The sequence below is a fragment of the Kitasatospora sp. NPDC001309 genome (genome assembly GCF_042896295.1).
GTDB lineage: Bacteria > Actinomycetota > Actinomycetes > Streptomycetales > Streptomycetaceae > Kitasatospora.
In genome coordinates, this window is record NZ_JBIAXC010000025.1 from 82,940 (window position 1) to 96,891 (window position 13,952).

The following is a 13,952-nucleotide window of genomic DNA, read 5'->3' on the forward strand; positions in this document are numbered from 1 at the left end:
CCAGGTCTACCGGGGGGAGAGGGGGATCAGACGCGCTCGACGATGGTGGCGACGCCCATGCCGCCGCCCACGCACAGGGTGATCAGGCCGTAGCGCAGGTCGCGCCGCTCCAGCTCGTCGACGACGGTGCCGAGCAGCATCGCGCCGGTCGCGCCGAGCGGGTGGCCGAGCGCGATCGCGCCGCCGTTGACGTTCACCTGGTCCGGCCGGAAGCCGAGTTCGCCGATGAAGCGCAGGGCGACCGCCGCGAAGGCCTCGTTGATCTCGACCAGGTCGATGTCGGCGGCGGTGAGCCCGGCCTTGGCGAGGGCCTTGCGGGTGGCCGGGGCGGGGCCGGTCAGCATGATGGTCGGCTCGGAGCCGGACACGGCCGCGGAGACGATCCGGGCGCGCGGGCGCAGCCCGTACCGCTCGCCGACCTCGCGGTTGCCGATCGCGACGAGGGCGGCGCCGTCCACGATGCCGGAGGAGTTGCCCGCGTGGTGGACGTGGTCGATGGCCTCCACCCAGTGGTACTTCTGCAGGGCGACGGCGTCGAAGCCGCCGGCCTCGCCGATCGCGGCGAAGGAGGGCTTGAGGCCGGCCAGGGTCTCGACGGTGGTGCCGGGGCGGATGAACTCGTCGCGCTCCAGCACGACCAGGCCGTTGCGGTCGCGCACCGGGACCACCGAGCGGTCGAACAGGCCGTCCGCCTGCGCCTTGGCGGCGCGCGCCTGGGACTCGGCGGCGAAGGCGTCCACGTCGGTGCGGGAGAAGCCCCCGATGGTGGCGATGAGGTCGGCGCCGATGCCCTGCGGGGCGAAGTTGGTCTCGTACGAGGTCATCGGGTCGGCGAACCAGGCGCCGCCGTCCGAGGCCATCTTGACCCGGGACATCGACTCCACGCCGCCGGCCAGGATCAGGTCCTCCCAGCCCGAACGGACCTTGGCGGCGGCCAGGTTGACGGCTTCCAGGCCCGAGGCGCAGAAGCGGTTCTCCTGGACGCCGGCCACCGTGTCGGGCAGGCCGGCCGCGATGGCGGCGATCCGGGCGATGTCGGAGCCCTGGTCGCCGATCGGGCTGACCACGCCGAGCACGATGTCGTCGATCGCCGCCGGGTCCAACTCGGGGTAGCGGCGGCGGATCTCGTGGATCAGGCCGACGACCAGGTCGATCGGCTTGGTGCCGTGCAGCGAGCCGGTGGCCTTGCCGCGGCCGCGCGGGGTGCGGATCGCGTCGTAGACGTACGCTTCGGTGGTCACGATGGGGATGCCTTTCGGGGCGGGGCCGGGCGGAGCGGGGTGGGCGGGGCGGAGCGGAGCGGGGTTGGCTGAACGGGGCGGGGCGAGACGGGGCGGAGCGGGGTCGGCGGAGGGGTCAGCCGAGGATGGAGCGGCCGACGATCTCCTTCATGATCTCGGTGGTGCCGCCGTAGATCGTCTGGATGCGGCCGTCGGTGAACGCCCGGGCGACCGGGAACTCGCTCATGTACCCGTAGCCGCCGTGGAGTTGGAGGCAGCGGTCGGCCGTGCGCTTCTGCAGTTCGGTGGCCCACCACTTGGCCATCGAGGCGTCCGCCGGGGTGAGCGCGTAGCGGTTGTGCTCGGTGATGCAGCGGTCGACGAAGGTCCGGGTGATCGCGCACTCGGTGGCCAGTTCGGCGATCTCGAAGCGCACGTGCTGGAGCTTGGCCAGCGGCCGTCCGAAGGCCTCGCGCTGCTTGACGTAGTCGGTGGTGATCTCGACCAGGTACTCGGCACCGGCGATCGCCGCGGCGGCGATGGTGAGCCGCTCCTGGGCGAGGTTCTGCATCAGGTGGACGAAGCCGCCGTTGAGCTCGCCGAGCAGGTTCTCCTTCGGCACCCGGACGTCCTCGAAGAACAACTCGGCGGTGTCCTGGGCCTTCTGGCCGATCTTGTCGAGGTTGCGGCCGCGCTCGAACCCGGGCGTCCCGCGCTCGACCACCAGCAGGCTCAGCCCGTGCGCACCGCCCTCCGGCGTGGTCCGGGCGACCACGACGACCAGGTCGGCCAGGATGCCGTTGGAGATGAAGGTCTTGGCGCCGTTCAGCACGAAGTGGTCGCCCCGGTCCACCGCCTGGGTGCGGATGCCCTGGAGGTCGGAACCGGTGCCGGGCTCGGTCATCGCGATCGCGGTGATCAGCTCACCGCTGCAGAAGCCGGGCAGCCAGCGCCGCTTCTGCTCCTCGGTGGCGAGCGAGGTGAGGTACGGGCCGATGATGTCGTTGTGCAACCCGATCGCCAGCCCCGACGCACCGGCCCGGGCGAACTCCTCGGCCACCACGGCGGCGTAGCGGAAGTCGGGCGAACCGCCGCCACCGAACTCCTCGGGCACCGCGATGCCCAGCAGGCCCTGCCGGCCCGCCGCCAGCCAGACCGAGCGGTCGACGATGCCCGCCTTCTCCCAGCGGTCGTAGTGCGGCAGCACCTCCTTGGCGAGGAAGGCCTTCACGGTGGCCCGGAAGTCCTCGTGCTGCTCGGTGAAGATCTCGCGCTGCAACGCTACTCCCCTTGTTCGGTCGCGGAGTTGAGAGGTTCGGTGGTGGCGGCCGGCGGGTGGAGCGCCGGCAGGCCCCAGTCCCGGGCCACCTCCGCGGTGTCCGCGCCCGGGCGGGTCGGCGGGCGGCGCAGCGCCCCGGGGGTGGCGGAGAACCGCGGGGCGGGGGCGGGCTGGGTGACGCCATCCGCCTCGACGTACGTACCGCGCGCCAACAGGTGTTCCTCGGCAGCGGCCTGACGCATCGTCAGCACCGGCTCCACGCAGGCGTCGGAGCCCGCGAAGACGGCCTCCCACTCGGCCCTGGTCCGGGTGGCGAAGCGGGCGGCGATCAGGGCCCGCAGTTCGGGCCAGCGGGCGAGGTCGTACTGGCCGGGCGCGTCCGGGCCCAGCTCCAGCAGGCGGGCGAACTCCGCGTAGAACCGGGGCTCCAGGGCGCCCACCGCGAGGTGCCCGCCGTCGGCGGCCCGGTAGAACGCGTAGAACGGGGCGCCGCCGTCCAGCAGGTTGACGCCCCGGCGGTCCTGCCAGTGACCGGCCGCGAGCAGGCCCCAGAGCATGCTGCCCAGGTGCGCCGCGCCGTCCACGATCGCGGCGTCCACCACCTGCCCGGCGCCGGTGACTCGGGCATGGTGCAGCCCGGCGAGCAGGCCGACCACCAGGTAGAGCGAGCCGCCCGCGTAGTCGCCGAGCAGGTTCGCCGGGATCCCGGGCGGCGCCTCGGCCCCGCCCTCCGCGGCGACCAGCCCGAGCACCCCGGCCACCGCCGCGTACCCGAGGTCGTGCCCGGCGGTGGCGGCCCGCGGACCGTGCTGGCCCCACCCGGTCATCCGCCCGTACACCAGGGCCGGATTGCGCGCCAGGCACACCTCGGGGCCCACCCCGAGCCGCTCCGCCACCCCCGGCCGGTAGCCCTCGATCAGCAGGTCGGCCCGCTCGACCAGGCCCAGCACCAGGCCGGGCCCCTCCGGCGACTTGAGGTCCACCAGCACCGACCGCTTGTTCCGGTTGGTCAGGTCGTACGCCGGGTCCGTCCCGAGCGGCGAGGGCTCCGGGCGGTCCACCCGCACCACGTCCGCCCCGAGGTCACCCAGCAGCATGGCCGCGAACGGCCCCGGCCCGATCCCGGCGAGTTCGACCACCCGCACCCCTGCCAACGGGCCGGAGCCGGCGGCCGTACTGGTTGTGTCACGCACTGGCTGCAGACCCTCCGGGGTTTGACAGTAAAGCTGTAACACTCGCGATGATAGGGAAGCGACCGGCCGGTAACAAGCCCTCGGCCCCGCGGCCGCGTCGCCGGACACCCGCCAACTCCCCCCTGACGAAACCTTGATGGAGCCGATCACAGCCAGTGCAACCGGCGGCACGGAGGGTGCGTCGGTGTACTGACGGAGCCGACCTGTACGGTCGTCATGCCGAAGGGGGCGTGCGAACCCCCGCCGACCAGGGGAGGAACACGCAGACATGGGCAGCCCGTACTTCACCACCGGGCCGGTCGCCCCGGCCACGGACCCGATGCCGAGCACGACGGCCAAGAAGTCGCCGTACGCGAACCCGGCGGCCCCGGGCGACGGCGGCAACACCGTGCCCCCTTTCCCGCTGATCCCCCCGGGCAAGCCGACCACCCAACTGGACACCCCGTACGAGCTCACCGCCTCGGCCGGACTGGCCCGCCAGATCGCCACCGACCTCGACGGCGCCAACAGCAAGGCCGGGCCCGGCGCGCACAGCCTCACCGAATACGCGAGCACCGCCTCGACCAAGATCCGCGGCTTCTCCTTCGGCGGCGCCCTCACCGGCAGCACCGAACGGTGGCTGCAGCAGTGCAAGACCTTGCACGACAAGGTCACCGGTGCCGCCAACAGCCTCGACCGGACCCGCGAGTACTACCACGGCAACGAGATCACCACCGTCGCCGACCTCCGCGCGGCCCGCTAGAAAGACAGGGGGAACAGAGAGATGGTGTCCTTCAAGGAACTTCACGAGGCCGAGTTCTCCGCGGTCTCCGACGCCGCCGAGGCGTGGGCCGGGGTCGCCAAGGCCCTCACCGCCTTGGACGGCCGGGTCACCAAGGACCTCACCAGCACCCCGCAGCGGGCCGGCTGGAAGGGCGCGGCCGCCGACGAGGCGACCAAGGTGATGCAGGGCATCGACGGCGACTTCAAACAGGCCTCGGCCGTCGCCACCGCCCTCGCCGCGATCATGAAGACCGCTGCCGAGGACTTCGCCGCCGCCCGCCGCGACCTCGACACGGCACTCCACGACGCCCAGGCACAGGACCTGACGGTCTCGGCGGACGGCACCGTCAGTTGGACGCTGCCGAAGGAGGCGAGGAACGATCCGGACAGCAGGCTGCTGGCCCAGGACCTGGACGCCAAGGCCAAGGCCATCTCGGCCCGCCTGACCAAGGCCGTCCAGAAGGCCACCGCCGCCGACCAGCGCGCCTCGGTCGACCTCCAGGCCGACATCGGCACCAGCACCACCGCCTTCAACCCCACCCCCGGCGGCAGCGGCCCGGTCGCCGACGCCAAGCGCGCGACCGACCTGATGTCCAAGGGCGGCAGCCTCTCCGACGACCAGCTCAAGCAGTTGCAGGCCCTGCTGGCCGCCAACGCGGAGAACAAGGACTTCTCCACCACCCTGCTCAACGGCCTCAACTACGGCGGCAAGACCGGCCCGGAAGCCTTCCTGGAGTACAGCAAGGCCTACGGTGACCTCGCCCACGCCAACCACAACGCCAAGGGCTACCAGGACGTCTACGGCAACCTGTCGGTACTCCTCGCCAATGCCACCCGGGACGGGGGCATGGGCAAGGAATGGGAGGCCGGGCTCTTCGCGGCCGCCCGCCGTCCGGGCGGCAATGCGGCGGGGTGGAACGACAACTACCCGGCACTCACCGCCCTCATGGAGGCGAAAGGGAACTTCGACCCGGCCTTCGTCCGCAGGGTCGGCACCGACCTGCTCGACTACGAGGCCTCCAGCAAGGTCAAGGGCGAGTCGTTGTGGGGCCCGAACTGGCTCAACAACCCCGAGAAGGGCGACCCGCTGGCCCCGCTGCTGCGGATGATGAAGGGCGATCTGGCGACGACCCAGGCCTTCCTCGACCCGAACCAGAACCAGAACCTCAACCACCTGCTCAGGGACCGCGGCTGGCTCAGCGAGGACCAGGAGCACAAACTCCCCACCGGCGCCCTGCCCAACACCTCCCACCAGATGTTCGCGGAGATGCTCGAGGCCGCAGCGACGGGCCGCGACCCCGTGGGACACCAGTCCCCGACGCGCCCGCACAGTGCGGTGATGACGCGGATCACCGATACCGCGCTCTCCGTCCTGGGCGGCGACAGTGCAGGCCACGAGAACGAGTTGTACGCCGGGCTGCGCCGCCCGCTCGCCAACGTGATCGCCGAGTACGCGCCGGACGCCCACGACATCCTCGGCAAGGACCTGCCCGGCCCTTCCCACCCGGGCGGCCTGAACACCTCCCGCGAGCAATTGCTCCGCGTGATCCGCGGCACCGCGGAGGACCCCGACGCATACGCCCTGATCCACATGGCCGAGAGGCAGGAAGTGGCGCGGAGGCTGGCCGAGTACGGACCCGAGTCCTTCCAAGCCGTAGCCGGGCGCCCCGACCCGAAGCTCGAGGGCTTCGTGCTCGAATCCAGCAAAGCCCTCGGAGCGCTCGACGCCGTCCAAGCAGACACGATCATGGACCACAAGGCCGACCAGCAGTTCAGGAACAACTGGAAGGCCAAGATGGACTACCACTACTGGGGAACCGCCGCGAACATGCTGAAGGTGCCGGGCGTGGACTGGATCCCCCTGGGCGACGTCGCCCAACGCATCGTCGACGTAGCAACCTCCGACTGGGCGAATCAGGCCAACTCCGCTCTCGACACCGATGCCCAGGCCAACATCAGCAAGCTCTACGCCATGGGCCAACCGCAGATGGCCGTCATGCTCAAGGAGAAGGCCTTGAGCCTGGGCATTCCGGAGGCCGACATCGCGGCGGACGGCAGTATCGTCAAGCAGCTCGCGTCCAGGGCCAACGACCACTACGAAACATCCATCTCCAACGCCTATCGCGCCGGCCTCGGAAACGCGTGATCGGAATGACGAAGTCTCAGCACGGAGGTCCCGACGCGGCCCTGGACCGGCGCGGGTTCACCACCTGGCCGCTCCGGCTACGGGCCGCGGTAGCCGCAGCCGGCGTGACGGCAGTGGTGGCCGGAGCGGGGGCGTTCCTCGCGAACAACCTGAGCAATGCCTTCGGGCCGGACAGCGTGTGCGGTGGCGCTGTGAGTGCCGACGCGCTCAACGACGCGCTCGGGCCGGGCCAGGTCAGCAGCCGGGACAACGGCGCCTGGGAATCACCCCGGAGCGGGGCTCTCTGCACTGCGACGGTGAGCTACGGGGTCTTCGGCAACAGCCGGTCCGTCTTCGTGCGGGTAGTCCAGGCCGATGACCTGGGGCCCTATCCGGCCAGCGCGGGGGACCAGCTGTTCGCTGGTCCGGCGGACAGTGGCGCGGCCGGAGCAGCTCGTGACGACCGGGCGTGGGCACTGCTTCCCGGCGGGTGCGACACCGGCCTGCGAGCCGAGGTCCAGTCAGGCGGCGGCGCACCGGGTGCCGAGAAGCTGGCCCGACTCGCAGTGGCCGCGGCGAACGGCGTCGCGGCGGACCAGGGTTGCGGGAAGTCACCGCTTCCCACCCCGAACGGGCTGTCCCGATCCGGGCAGGAGCACGATCTGAACCTCGCCTCGGTCTGCGACCTACCAGGATTCGCCGCAGCCGGCGCAGCAGGGGACAAGGGGTACAAGGAGATCGCCAGCACGGCATTCGACCCGGTGTGGACCTGCCGGATCAGTCGCGAGAAGAACCCCTTCGCCTACTCGTTCACCATCGGCACCGATCCCCGGCTCCGCGGACCGCTGGCCGAGAAGACCGCGTCGCCCGCATTCGGCCGCTCCCGCTGGGCCGGCTCACCCATCACCGACCGGGAGGTGATGGCAACCTGTCACGGCAGGCCCACCTACTTCCGGATGGACTCCAACTTCCTTGAACCGCTGTTCACCGACACCGACGAGACCTGGAAGCAGTTCCTCGTCGCCGGGGGCAAGGCGATCGGGTGTGAGCCGATCCTGTAGGAAATGGACGGGCGGGTGTCGGCGTAATGGTCTATCGTGCCATCGGACCATTACGCACCGCAGGGGGAGCCTCCATGACCACCACTGATCTGCCCACCGATGCCCGCACGGTCGTCGCCGTGTCCGAGCGGCTGGTGTTGAGCCGGCCGCAGGAGGGGGACGCGGAGGCGATGTTCGCGATCCACGGGGATCCGGAGACCAACCGGTACAACCCAGACGGGCCGCAGCGGGATCTCGGGGCGGCGCGGGAGCAGTTGGCCGGGTTCATCGCGGACTGGCCGCGGGACGGGGTGGGGTACTGCATGGTGGCGACCCGGGAGGAGCCGGGGGTGGTGATCGGGGTCGCCGGGCTGTTCCTGCACTCGCTGGACGGGGAGCCGGTGTTCAACCTGTACTACCGGTTCCGGCCGTCGGCGTGGGGCAAGGGGTACGCGGCGGAGGCGTGCCGGGCGGCGATGGCGGAGGCGCTGCCGCGGTTCCCCGGGATTCCGGTGACGGCGCTGATCAGGGCGGACAATCTGCCGTCGCGCCGGCTGGCCGAGCGGCTCGGGCTGGTGCCGGACCCGGACGGGCGGGTCGACCAGGAGGACCGGCTGATCCACCGGATGGCGTAGGGAGGGGCCGGAGATCCCCCGCCGGGGGGAGGGGGATCGCACCCCGGGCCGAGGCCGCGGCCCGGGGTGGGGCGGCAGCGTAGGGGGCATGAGGCGCAAGGAAGACGTGGTGCGGGGGGCGGCGGCCGGGATCGCGATGGCCGCCACGGTGCCCTATCTGACGCTGAAACTGCTGTGGCTGTCCGGCTCCCCCGTGGGCGTGCGCGACGCGAAGGCGTTGGACGGGCTGTGGACGCTCAACCTCCTCACCTTCGGCATGGAGGTGGTCGCGCTGCTGCTCGCGCTCGCCTTCGTCCGGCCGTGGGGGCGGCGGGCCCCGGCCGCGCTGGTGGCGTTCCCGATGTGGGTGGCGACCGGGCTGCTGGGGACGATCCTGGTGGTCGTCCCACTGGACCTGCTGGGCTCGCTGGTGTTCGGGGCGGAGCACCGGACGGCGGCGCAGCAGGCCGACGACGGCCTCGCGGGGTGGGTGTACGCCGTGGTCTACGGGGGCTTCGGGGTGCAGGGCGCCGCCCTGTTCACCGCGTTCGCGCTGTACGCCCGCCGACGCTGGACGGGCCTGCTCCACGACCGAATCGGCGACCTGCCCGACTCCCCCACCCGCAACGTGCAGCGGGCCTTCGCCGTGGTGGCCGCGCTGGTCGCGCTGGGGGTCGCGACGGCCCGGGCGTACTGGGCGGCGGGCGGGACGGTGGGACTGCCGCTGCGGATGGCCGAGGAGTACGACCGGTCGATGGCGACGATGGACGCGGCCACCGCCGTGACCGCCGTCGCCGCGGCCCTGGCCCTGCTGGTGCTGGTCTTCCGGATCGGGCCGCGACGGCGGCTGCGGGTGCCGCTGCTGGTGGCCTGGACCGGCGCGGGCTCGCTGTTCGGCTGGGGCGGCTTCCTGCTGGTGGCGTTCGGGACCTCGACGACGGTGCCGGACCTGCCGCGGGCCGTACCGGGGTTCCTGGCCCTGGTGGAGGCCGGGCAGTTCACGGCCGGGGCCCTGATGCTGGCCGCGGGCGCGGTGGCCCTGACCGAACGGGGGGCCGCGCCCGGCCGGGGAGCCGGACCCGACGGCACTGACGGGCCCGACGGCACTGACGGCCCCGGCGGTGCTGACGTAAAGTCGCCCGGGTGAGTACGGGGGGCCGCCGGATCCGGCGGGCGGGCGAGGTGTTGTTCGGACGGCGGGCCCGACTGCGCTGGGTGCACCTGGTGCTGGGCGGCGCGCTGCTGATGCCCTACTACCTGCTGTCGACGGTGGGACTCGGGGCGCTCAACCCGAACCAGGGCCACGCCCGCCAACTGCTGTTGCAGATGCTGTCGTTGTTCACCTCGCTGCCGATGGCCGCGGTGACCGCGCTGGTGCCGACCGTCCGGGGGCTGGAGGGCGCGGCCGCCCGGGCGCTGTGCGCGGTGGCCCGGCCGGAGGAACTGGCCACCGGGCCGTCCCGGTCCTGGGCCGCCCGGTGGCGGACCGCCGCGTTCTTCGTGCTGCACCTGTTCACCGGCGGGGTGGTCGCCGGGATGACGCTGGCCGGGGCGCCCTTCGCGGTGGTGCTGATGTTCGGCCTCATCGGGTCCGAGGACCTCTCCGGCTACTGGACGGACCGCTTCCCCGGCTGGATGCTCACCGGCCCCGCACTGGGCCTGGCCGTTCTGCTGCTGATCGTCGTCAGCAACGCCGGCTGCGGTGCGCTGCTGGCCCGTTGGGCGCCCAGGCTGCTCGGCCCCACCCCGGAGGAGCGGCTGGCCGCCGCCGAACGGCGTGCCACCGTGCTCGCCCAGCGCAACCGGCTGGCCCGGGAACTGCACGACTCGGTCGGGCACGCGCTCAGCGCGGTCGGCATCCAGGCCTCGGCGGCCGCCCGGGTGCTGCGCACCGACCCGGACTTCGCCGCGGAGGCGCTGTGCGCGATCGAGGAGACCGCGCGCGGGGCCGTCGCCGAACTGGACACCGTGCTGGGGCTGTTGCGCGAGGAGGAGGACGGTGGCACCGGACCGGCCGGGCCCACGCTGGCCGGGCTGGACGACCTGCTGCGCCAACTCGCCCGCACCGGCGTGACGGTGGACGCCGAGCTGGCGCCCGGCCTGGGCGCACTGCCCGCCGGGGTCTCCCGCGAGGCGTACCGAATCGTCCAGGAGGGCCTGACCAATGTGCTCCGGCACGCCGGGCCCGCCCCGGCAGGGCTGCGGGTCGCGCTGGACGCGGGCCGACTGGAGATCGAACTGACCAACCCGCTGGGCGCGGCCCGCCCGAGCCGCCCCGGCGGCGGGCGCGGGCTGCGCGGGATCGGGGAACGGGCGGCGGCCCTGCGCGGCAGGAGCGCCGTCGGGCCGAGCGAGGACGGGACGACGTGGCGGCTGGCCGTGTGGCTGCCGCTGGGAGGGACTGGGGGATGAACGACGGCAACGGCGCGGGGGGCGGCACGGAGGGCGGGCCCATCCGCGTGGTGATCGCGGACGACGAGCGCCTGGTCCGGATGGGCCTGCGGGTGGTGATCGACGCCGAACCGGACCTCTCCGTGGTCGGCGAGGCCGCCGACGGCGCCGAGGTCGTACCGCTGGCGCGCGAACTGCGCCCGGACGTGGTGCTGATGGACGTCCGGATGCCCGGCATCGACGGGATCCGGGCCACCGAGCAGCTGGTCCGCGGGATGGCCGAGCCACCGCGGATCCTGGTGGTCACCACCTTCGAGCACGACGACCACGTGTACGACGCGCTGCGCGCGGGCGCGGCCGGCTTCCTGTTGAAGCGGGCCCGGGCCGAGGAGATGGTGCAGGCGGTGCGACTGGTCGCGCGCGGTGACTCGCTGCTGTTCCCGGCGGCGGTGCGCGAACTCGCGCTGCGGCACGGTGCGGACGGCCGCCGGGAGGCCGCCGCGGACCGGGGGCCGATCGGGCGGTTGACCGAACGGGAGGGCCAGGTGCTGCGGTTGATGGCCACCGGACTCAACAACGCGGAGATCGCGCGGCAGTTGGTGGTGAGCCAGGAGACGGTGAAGACCCACGTCGGCAGCGTGCTGGCCAAGCTGGGCGCCCGGGACCGCACCCAGGCCGTGATCGCGGCCTACGAGTCGGGCTTCGTCCTGCCGGGGTGACCGAAGGGGGCCGCGACGGTTCCGCCGCGGTTCGGCGGCGGTTCCACAGCGGTTCGGCGGCGGTTCGGCGGCAGAAGTTCGTACACAAGTTCCCTCGATGGGTACCACCGAGTAGAGTGCGATCTTCCCCTCCGAACGTCCGATACCTCCCGTATCGCCTGGAACGAACTGGTGGCCGCATGACCGTCCGGACCCGTCCCGCGCTGTGGTGGCGCATGGGCATCGTGCTCTCGGCCGGCCTCGGCCTGACCCTCGGGGACGCGTCGCTGGTGTACTTCACCGTGCAGAGCAACGTCATCGTGCTCGGCTACTTCATCGGCGCGGTGTACTGGATGCTCCAGCGCGACACCGTGGACGCGCCCGCGCCCCGGCTGCGCGGGGCCGCCACGCTGTACATCCTGATCACCGGACTGGTCTCGCACGTCCTGCTCCAGCACGGCGCCAGCCCGCTGCCCGGACTGGTCGACGGGCCGGACCGGCTGGCGCACTGGTCCTCCTTCTTCCTGCACTACGTCACGCCGGTGATGGTGCTGGTCGACTGGGTGGCGTTGAAGCCGCGCAATGCGTCGACCTGGAAGAACCTCCCGCTCTGGCTGGCCTTCCCGCTCGGCTACGCGGCGATCGTGCTCGCCCGCAACGCGCTGTTCGCCGACTTCCCGAGGCCCTACCCGTACTTCTTCTTCGACCCGACGACCAAGGGCTACGGCTACGTCTGGGGCCAGATAGCCCAGCTGACGGTCGAGTTCATCGTGCTCGGCGCGGCCGTCGTCGGGCTGGACCGGCTGGGCACCCTGGTCGCGGACAGGTGGAAGCGGGAAGAGGCGCAGGAGTAGGAGAGGCGGACGCGGCCGGCCTCGGATCCGCCACGACGGATTTCCACCCGCCGTCAAAAGGGTTTGCCGTCCATCCCTCCCGAGGTGGTTCGACCGGGCGTGCGAGTGGGCCCGGAGGAGGGGACGGGAGCGGCGCGTCGGATGACGACCGGGCGGTGCGGGCGACCGTAGCGTCGTGGGCACGGTGGCGGAGGGGTTCCGCGGGGGAGGCCGGACACTCGGCGGAGGCCGGACATGCAGCAGAGTCGGCGGGGGTCGAACATCGAGCAGGGTCGGCGGAGGCCGAACCTCGAACAGGGACGGCGGGGGCCGAGGGCGAGGTCCCGGAAGGTCGCCAGGGCGGCGGCCACCACCACGGCGCTGGCGACGGCACTGGTGCTCGCCGCGGCGGTCGGGCCGGCGGCGGGGACGGCGGCCGCCGCCGAGGGGCGGCCGGGGAGTCCGCCGACCGGCGTCTGGCGGATGGACGGCTACGGCACGGTGGTCGCCGTCGACGGGGGCAAGCTGACCACCTACGACGTGACCGCGCACAGCTGCGTGCCCGGCTGGATCACCGCGACGCAGGCCGGCCCGCCGGGACCGGACGGTACCGTCCGCTACGTCGTGGGCAGCAACGCGGTGACCCTCACCCCGAAGGGCCGTGACCGGCTGGTCGACCGCGAGGAGGGCGGGGTCGGCACCAAGGACCTGTACCGGCTCCCCGCCCTGCCGGCCCTGTGCACCACCCCGGCACCGAACGACACGCTCGCGGTCTTCGACCGGTTCTGGGAGGACTTCGAGGAGAACTACCCCTTCTTCGCGGCCAAGGGGATCGACTGGCACGCCGTCCGGGACGAGCAGCGGCGACGGATCACGCCGACGACGACCACCGACCAGTTGCAGGAGGTGTTCGTCGACATGCTGCGGCCGCTCGGCGACGCCCACACCGGGCTGGCGCGGATCGTCGACGGGCAGCCGACCGGGGTGTTCGGCGGACGGCGGCCCGGCTCGACGGTGCGCACCAAGGAGCTGACCACCCGGGCCGGGGAGGCCGTCGCCGCCCAGCTCACCGGGCCGGAGCAGCTCTTCGCCGCCGGGAAGCTCGGCGTGGGCCGGCTTCCCGACGACGTCGGCTACCTGCGGGTGGGCAGCTTCGACGGCTACACCGGCGGCGACTACCGCAGCCAGGTCGCCGAGCTGGACAGGGCGCTGGACGCCCTGCTCGCCGACCCGGACGGGCTCACCGGGCTGGTGCTCGACGTCCGGCTGAACGGCGGCGGCTCGGACGCGCTCGGGCTGCACATCGCCGCCCGGCTCACCGACCGCCCGTACCTCGCCTACCGGAAGGTGGCGCGGAACGACCCGGCCGACCCGACGAAGTTCACCCGGCCCGTACCCGTCCGCGTGGAGCCCTCGGACGGCGAGCACTTCACCGGGCCGGTGGCCCTGCTCACCTCCTCGATCTCGGCCAGCGCGGCGGAGACCTTCACCCAGGCGCTGATGGGCCGCTCCCCGCACGTGACCCGGATCGGCGAGAACACCCAGGGCGTCTACTCGGACGTCCTGATCAAGCCGCTCTCGCCGGACTTCGCGGTCGTCCTGCCGAACGAGGAGTACCTCACCCGCAGTGGCAGCACCTTCGACGGCCCGGGCATCACGCCGGACCTCCGGACCCCGGTGTACAGCCCCGAGGAGCTGGCCGCGCTCAAGGACTCCGCCCTGAGCACGGCCCGCCGGGTGCTCGCCGAGGACGCCCGGGGCGACCAGGGCCCCCTGCGGCAGCGGTAGCAGGAGCCG

12 protein-coding genes are annotated in these 13,952 nt (G+C 72.6%); 9 read left to right on the forward strand and 3 right to left on the reverse strand.

Features of this window, described 5'->3' with window-relative positions; all coding sequences use genetic code 11:
* Window positions 1-26: 26 nt before the first annotated feature.
* The 3 genes from ACFY2K_RS24255 to ACFY2K_RS24265 all read right to left on the reverse strand — a co-directional run bounded on the left by ACFY2K_RS24255 (window position 27) and on the right by ACFY2K_RS24265 (window position 3,644).
* On the reverse strand, window positions 27-1,241 hold the full coding sequence (locus ACFY2K_RS24255) for an acetyl-CoA C-acetyltransferase (RefSeq protein ID WP_375891177.1): 1,215 nt from the start codon (window positions 1,239-1,241) through the stop codon (window positions 27-29).
* A gap of 115 nt (window positions 1,242-1,356) precedes the next feature.
* A complete protein-coding gene (locus ACFY2K_RS24260) occupies window positions 1,357-2,499 on the reverse strand; it encodes an acyl-CoA dehydrogenase family protein (RefSeq protein ID WP_380523558.1) in 1,143 nt (380 codons plus the stop codon).
* Window positions 2,500-2,501: 2 nt separating this feature from the next.
* Window positions 2,502-3,644, reverse strand: coding sequence for a CaiB/BaiF CoA transferase family protein (locus tag ACFY2K_RS24265; protein ID WP_387713983.1), 1,143 nt, complete (start codon window positions 3,642-3,644; stop codon window positions 2,502-2,504).
* A gap of 316 nt (window positions 3,645-3,960) precedes the next feature.
* Between ACFY2K_RS24265 and ACFY2K_RS24270 the strand changes: the two genes are divergently transcribed.
* The 9 genes from ACFY2K_RS24270 to ACFY2K_RS24310 all read left to right on the forward strand — a co-directional run bounded on the left by ACFY2K_RS24270 (window position 3,961) and on the right by ACFY2K_RS24310 (window position 13,943).
* The gene (locus ACFY2K_RS24270) at window positions 3,961-4,434 is read left to right on the forward strand and encodes a hypothetical protein (protein WP_375891174.1); all 474 of its coding nucleotides are present in this window, start codon (window positions 3,961-3,963) and stop codon (window positions 4,432-4,434) included.
* A 21-nt stretch (window positions 4,435-4,455) separates the two neighbouring features.
* A complete protein-coding gene (locus tag ACFY2K_RS24275) occupies window positions 4,456-6,600 on the forward strand; it encodes a hypothetical protein (RefSeq protein ID WP_387713920.1) in 2,145 nt (714 codons plus the stop codon).
* Window positions 6,601-6,605: 5 nt separating this feature from the next.
* Complete coding sequence (locus ACFY2K_RS24280; RefSeq protein WP_387713923.1) at window positions 6,606-7,640, forward strand: hypothetical protein; 1,035 nt, start codon at window positions 6,606-6,608, stop codon at window positions 7,638-7,640.
* A gap of 74 nt (window positions 7,641-7,714) precedes the next feature.
* A complete protein-coding gene (locus tag ACFY2K_RS24285) occupies window positions 7,715-8,254 on the forward strand; it encodes a GNAT family N-acetyltransferase (RefSeq protein WP_380523565.1) in 540 nt (179 codons plus the stop codon).
* An 88-nt stretch (window positions 8,255-8,342) separates the two neighbouring features.
* Window positions 8,343-9,380, forward strand: coding sequence for a hypothetical protein (locus tag ACFY2K_RS24290; RefSeq protein WP_387713925.1), 1,038 nt, complete (start codon window positions 8,343-8,345; stop codon window positions 9,378-9,380).
* Complete coding sequence (locus tag ACFY2K_RS24295; protein WP_387713928.1) at window positions 9,377-10,645, forward strand: sensor histidine kinase; 1,269 nt, start codon at window positions 9,377-9,379, stop codon at window positions 10,643-10,645. Before ACFY2K_RS24290 ends, ACFY2K_RS24295 begins: the two co-directional genes overlap by 4 nt.
* Window positions 10,642-11,343, forward strand: coding sequence for a response regulator (locus ACFY2K_RS24300; RefSeq protein WP_387713931.1), 702 nt, complete (start codon window positions 10,642-10,644; stop codon window positions 11,341-11,343). Before ACFY2K_RS24295 ends, ACFY2K_RS24300 begins: the two co-directional genes overlap by 4 nt.
* Before the next feature lie 179 nt (window positions 11,344-11,522).
* Complete coding sequence (locus ACFY2K_RS24305) at window positions 11,523-12,176, forward strand: Pr6Pr family membrane protein (protein ID WP_380588646.1); 654 nt, start codon at window positions 11,523-11,525, stop codon at window positions 12,174-12,176.
* A gap of 234 nt (window positions 12,177-12,410) precedes the next feature.
* Complete coding sequence (locus ACFY2K_RS24310; protein WP_387713934.1) at window positions 12,411-13,943, forward strand: S41 family peptidase; 1,533 nt, start codon at window positions 12,411-12,413, stop codon at window positions 13,941-13,943.
* Window positions 13,944-13,952 lie beyond the last annotated feature (9 nt).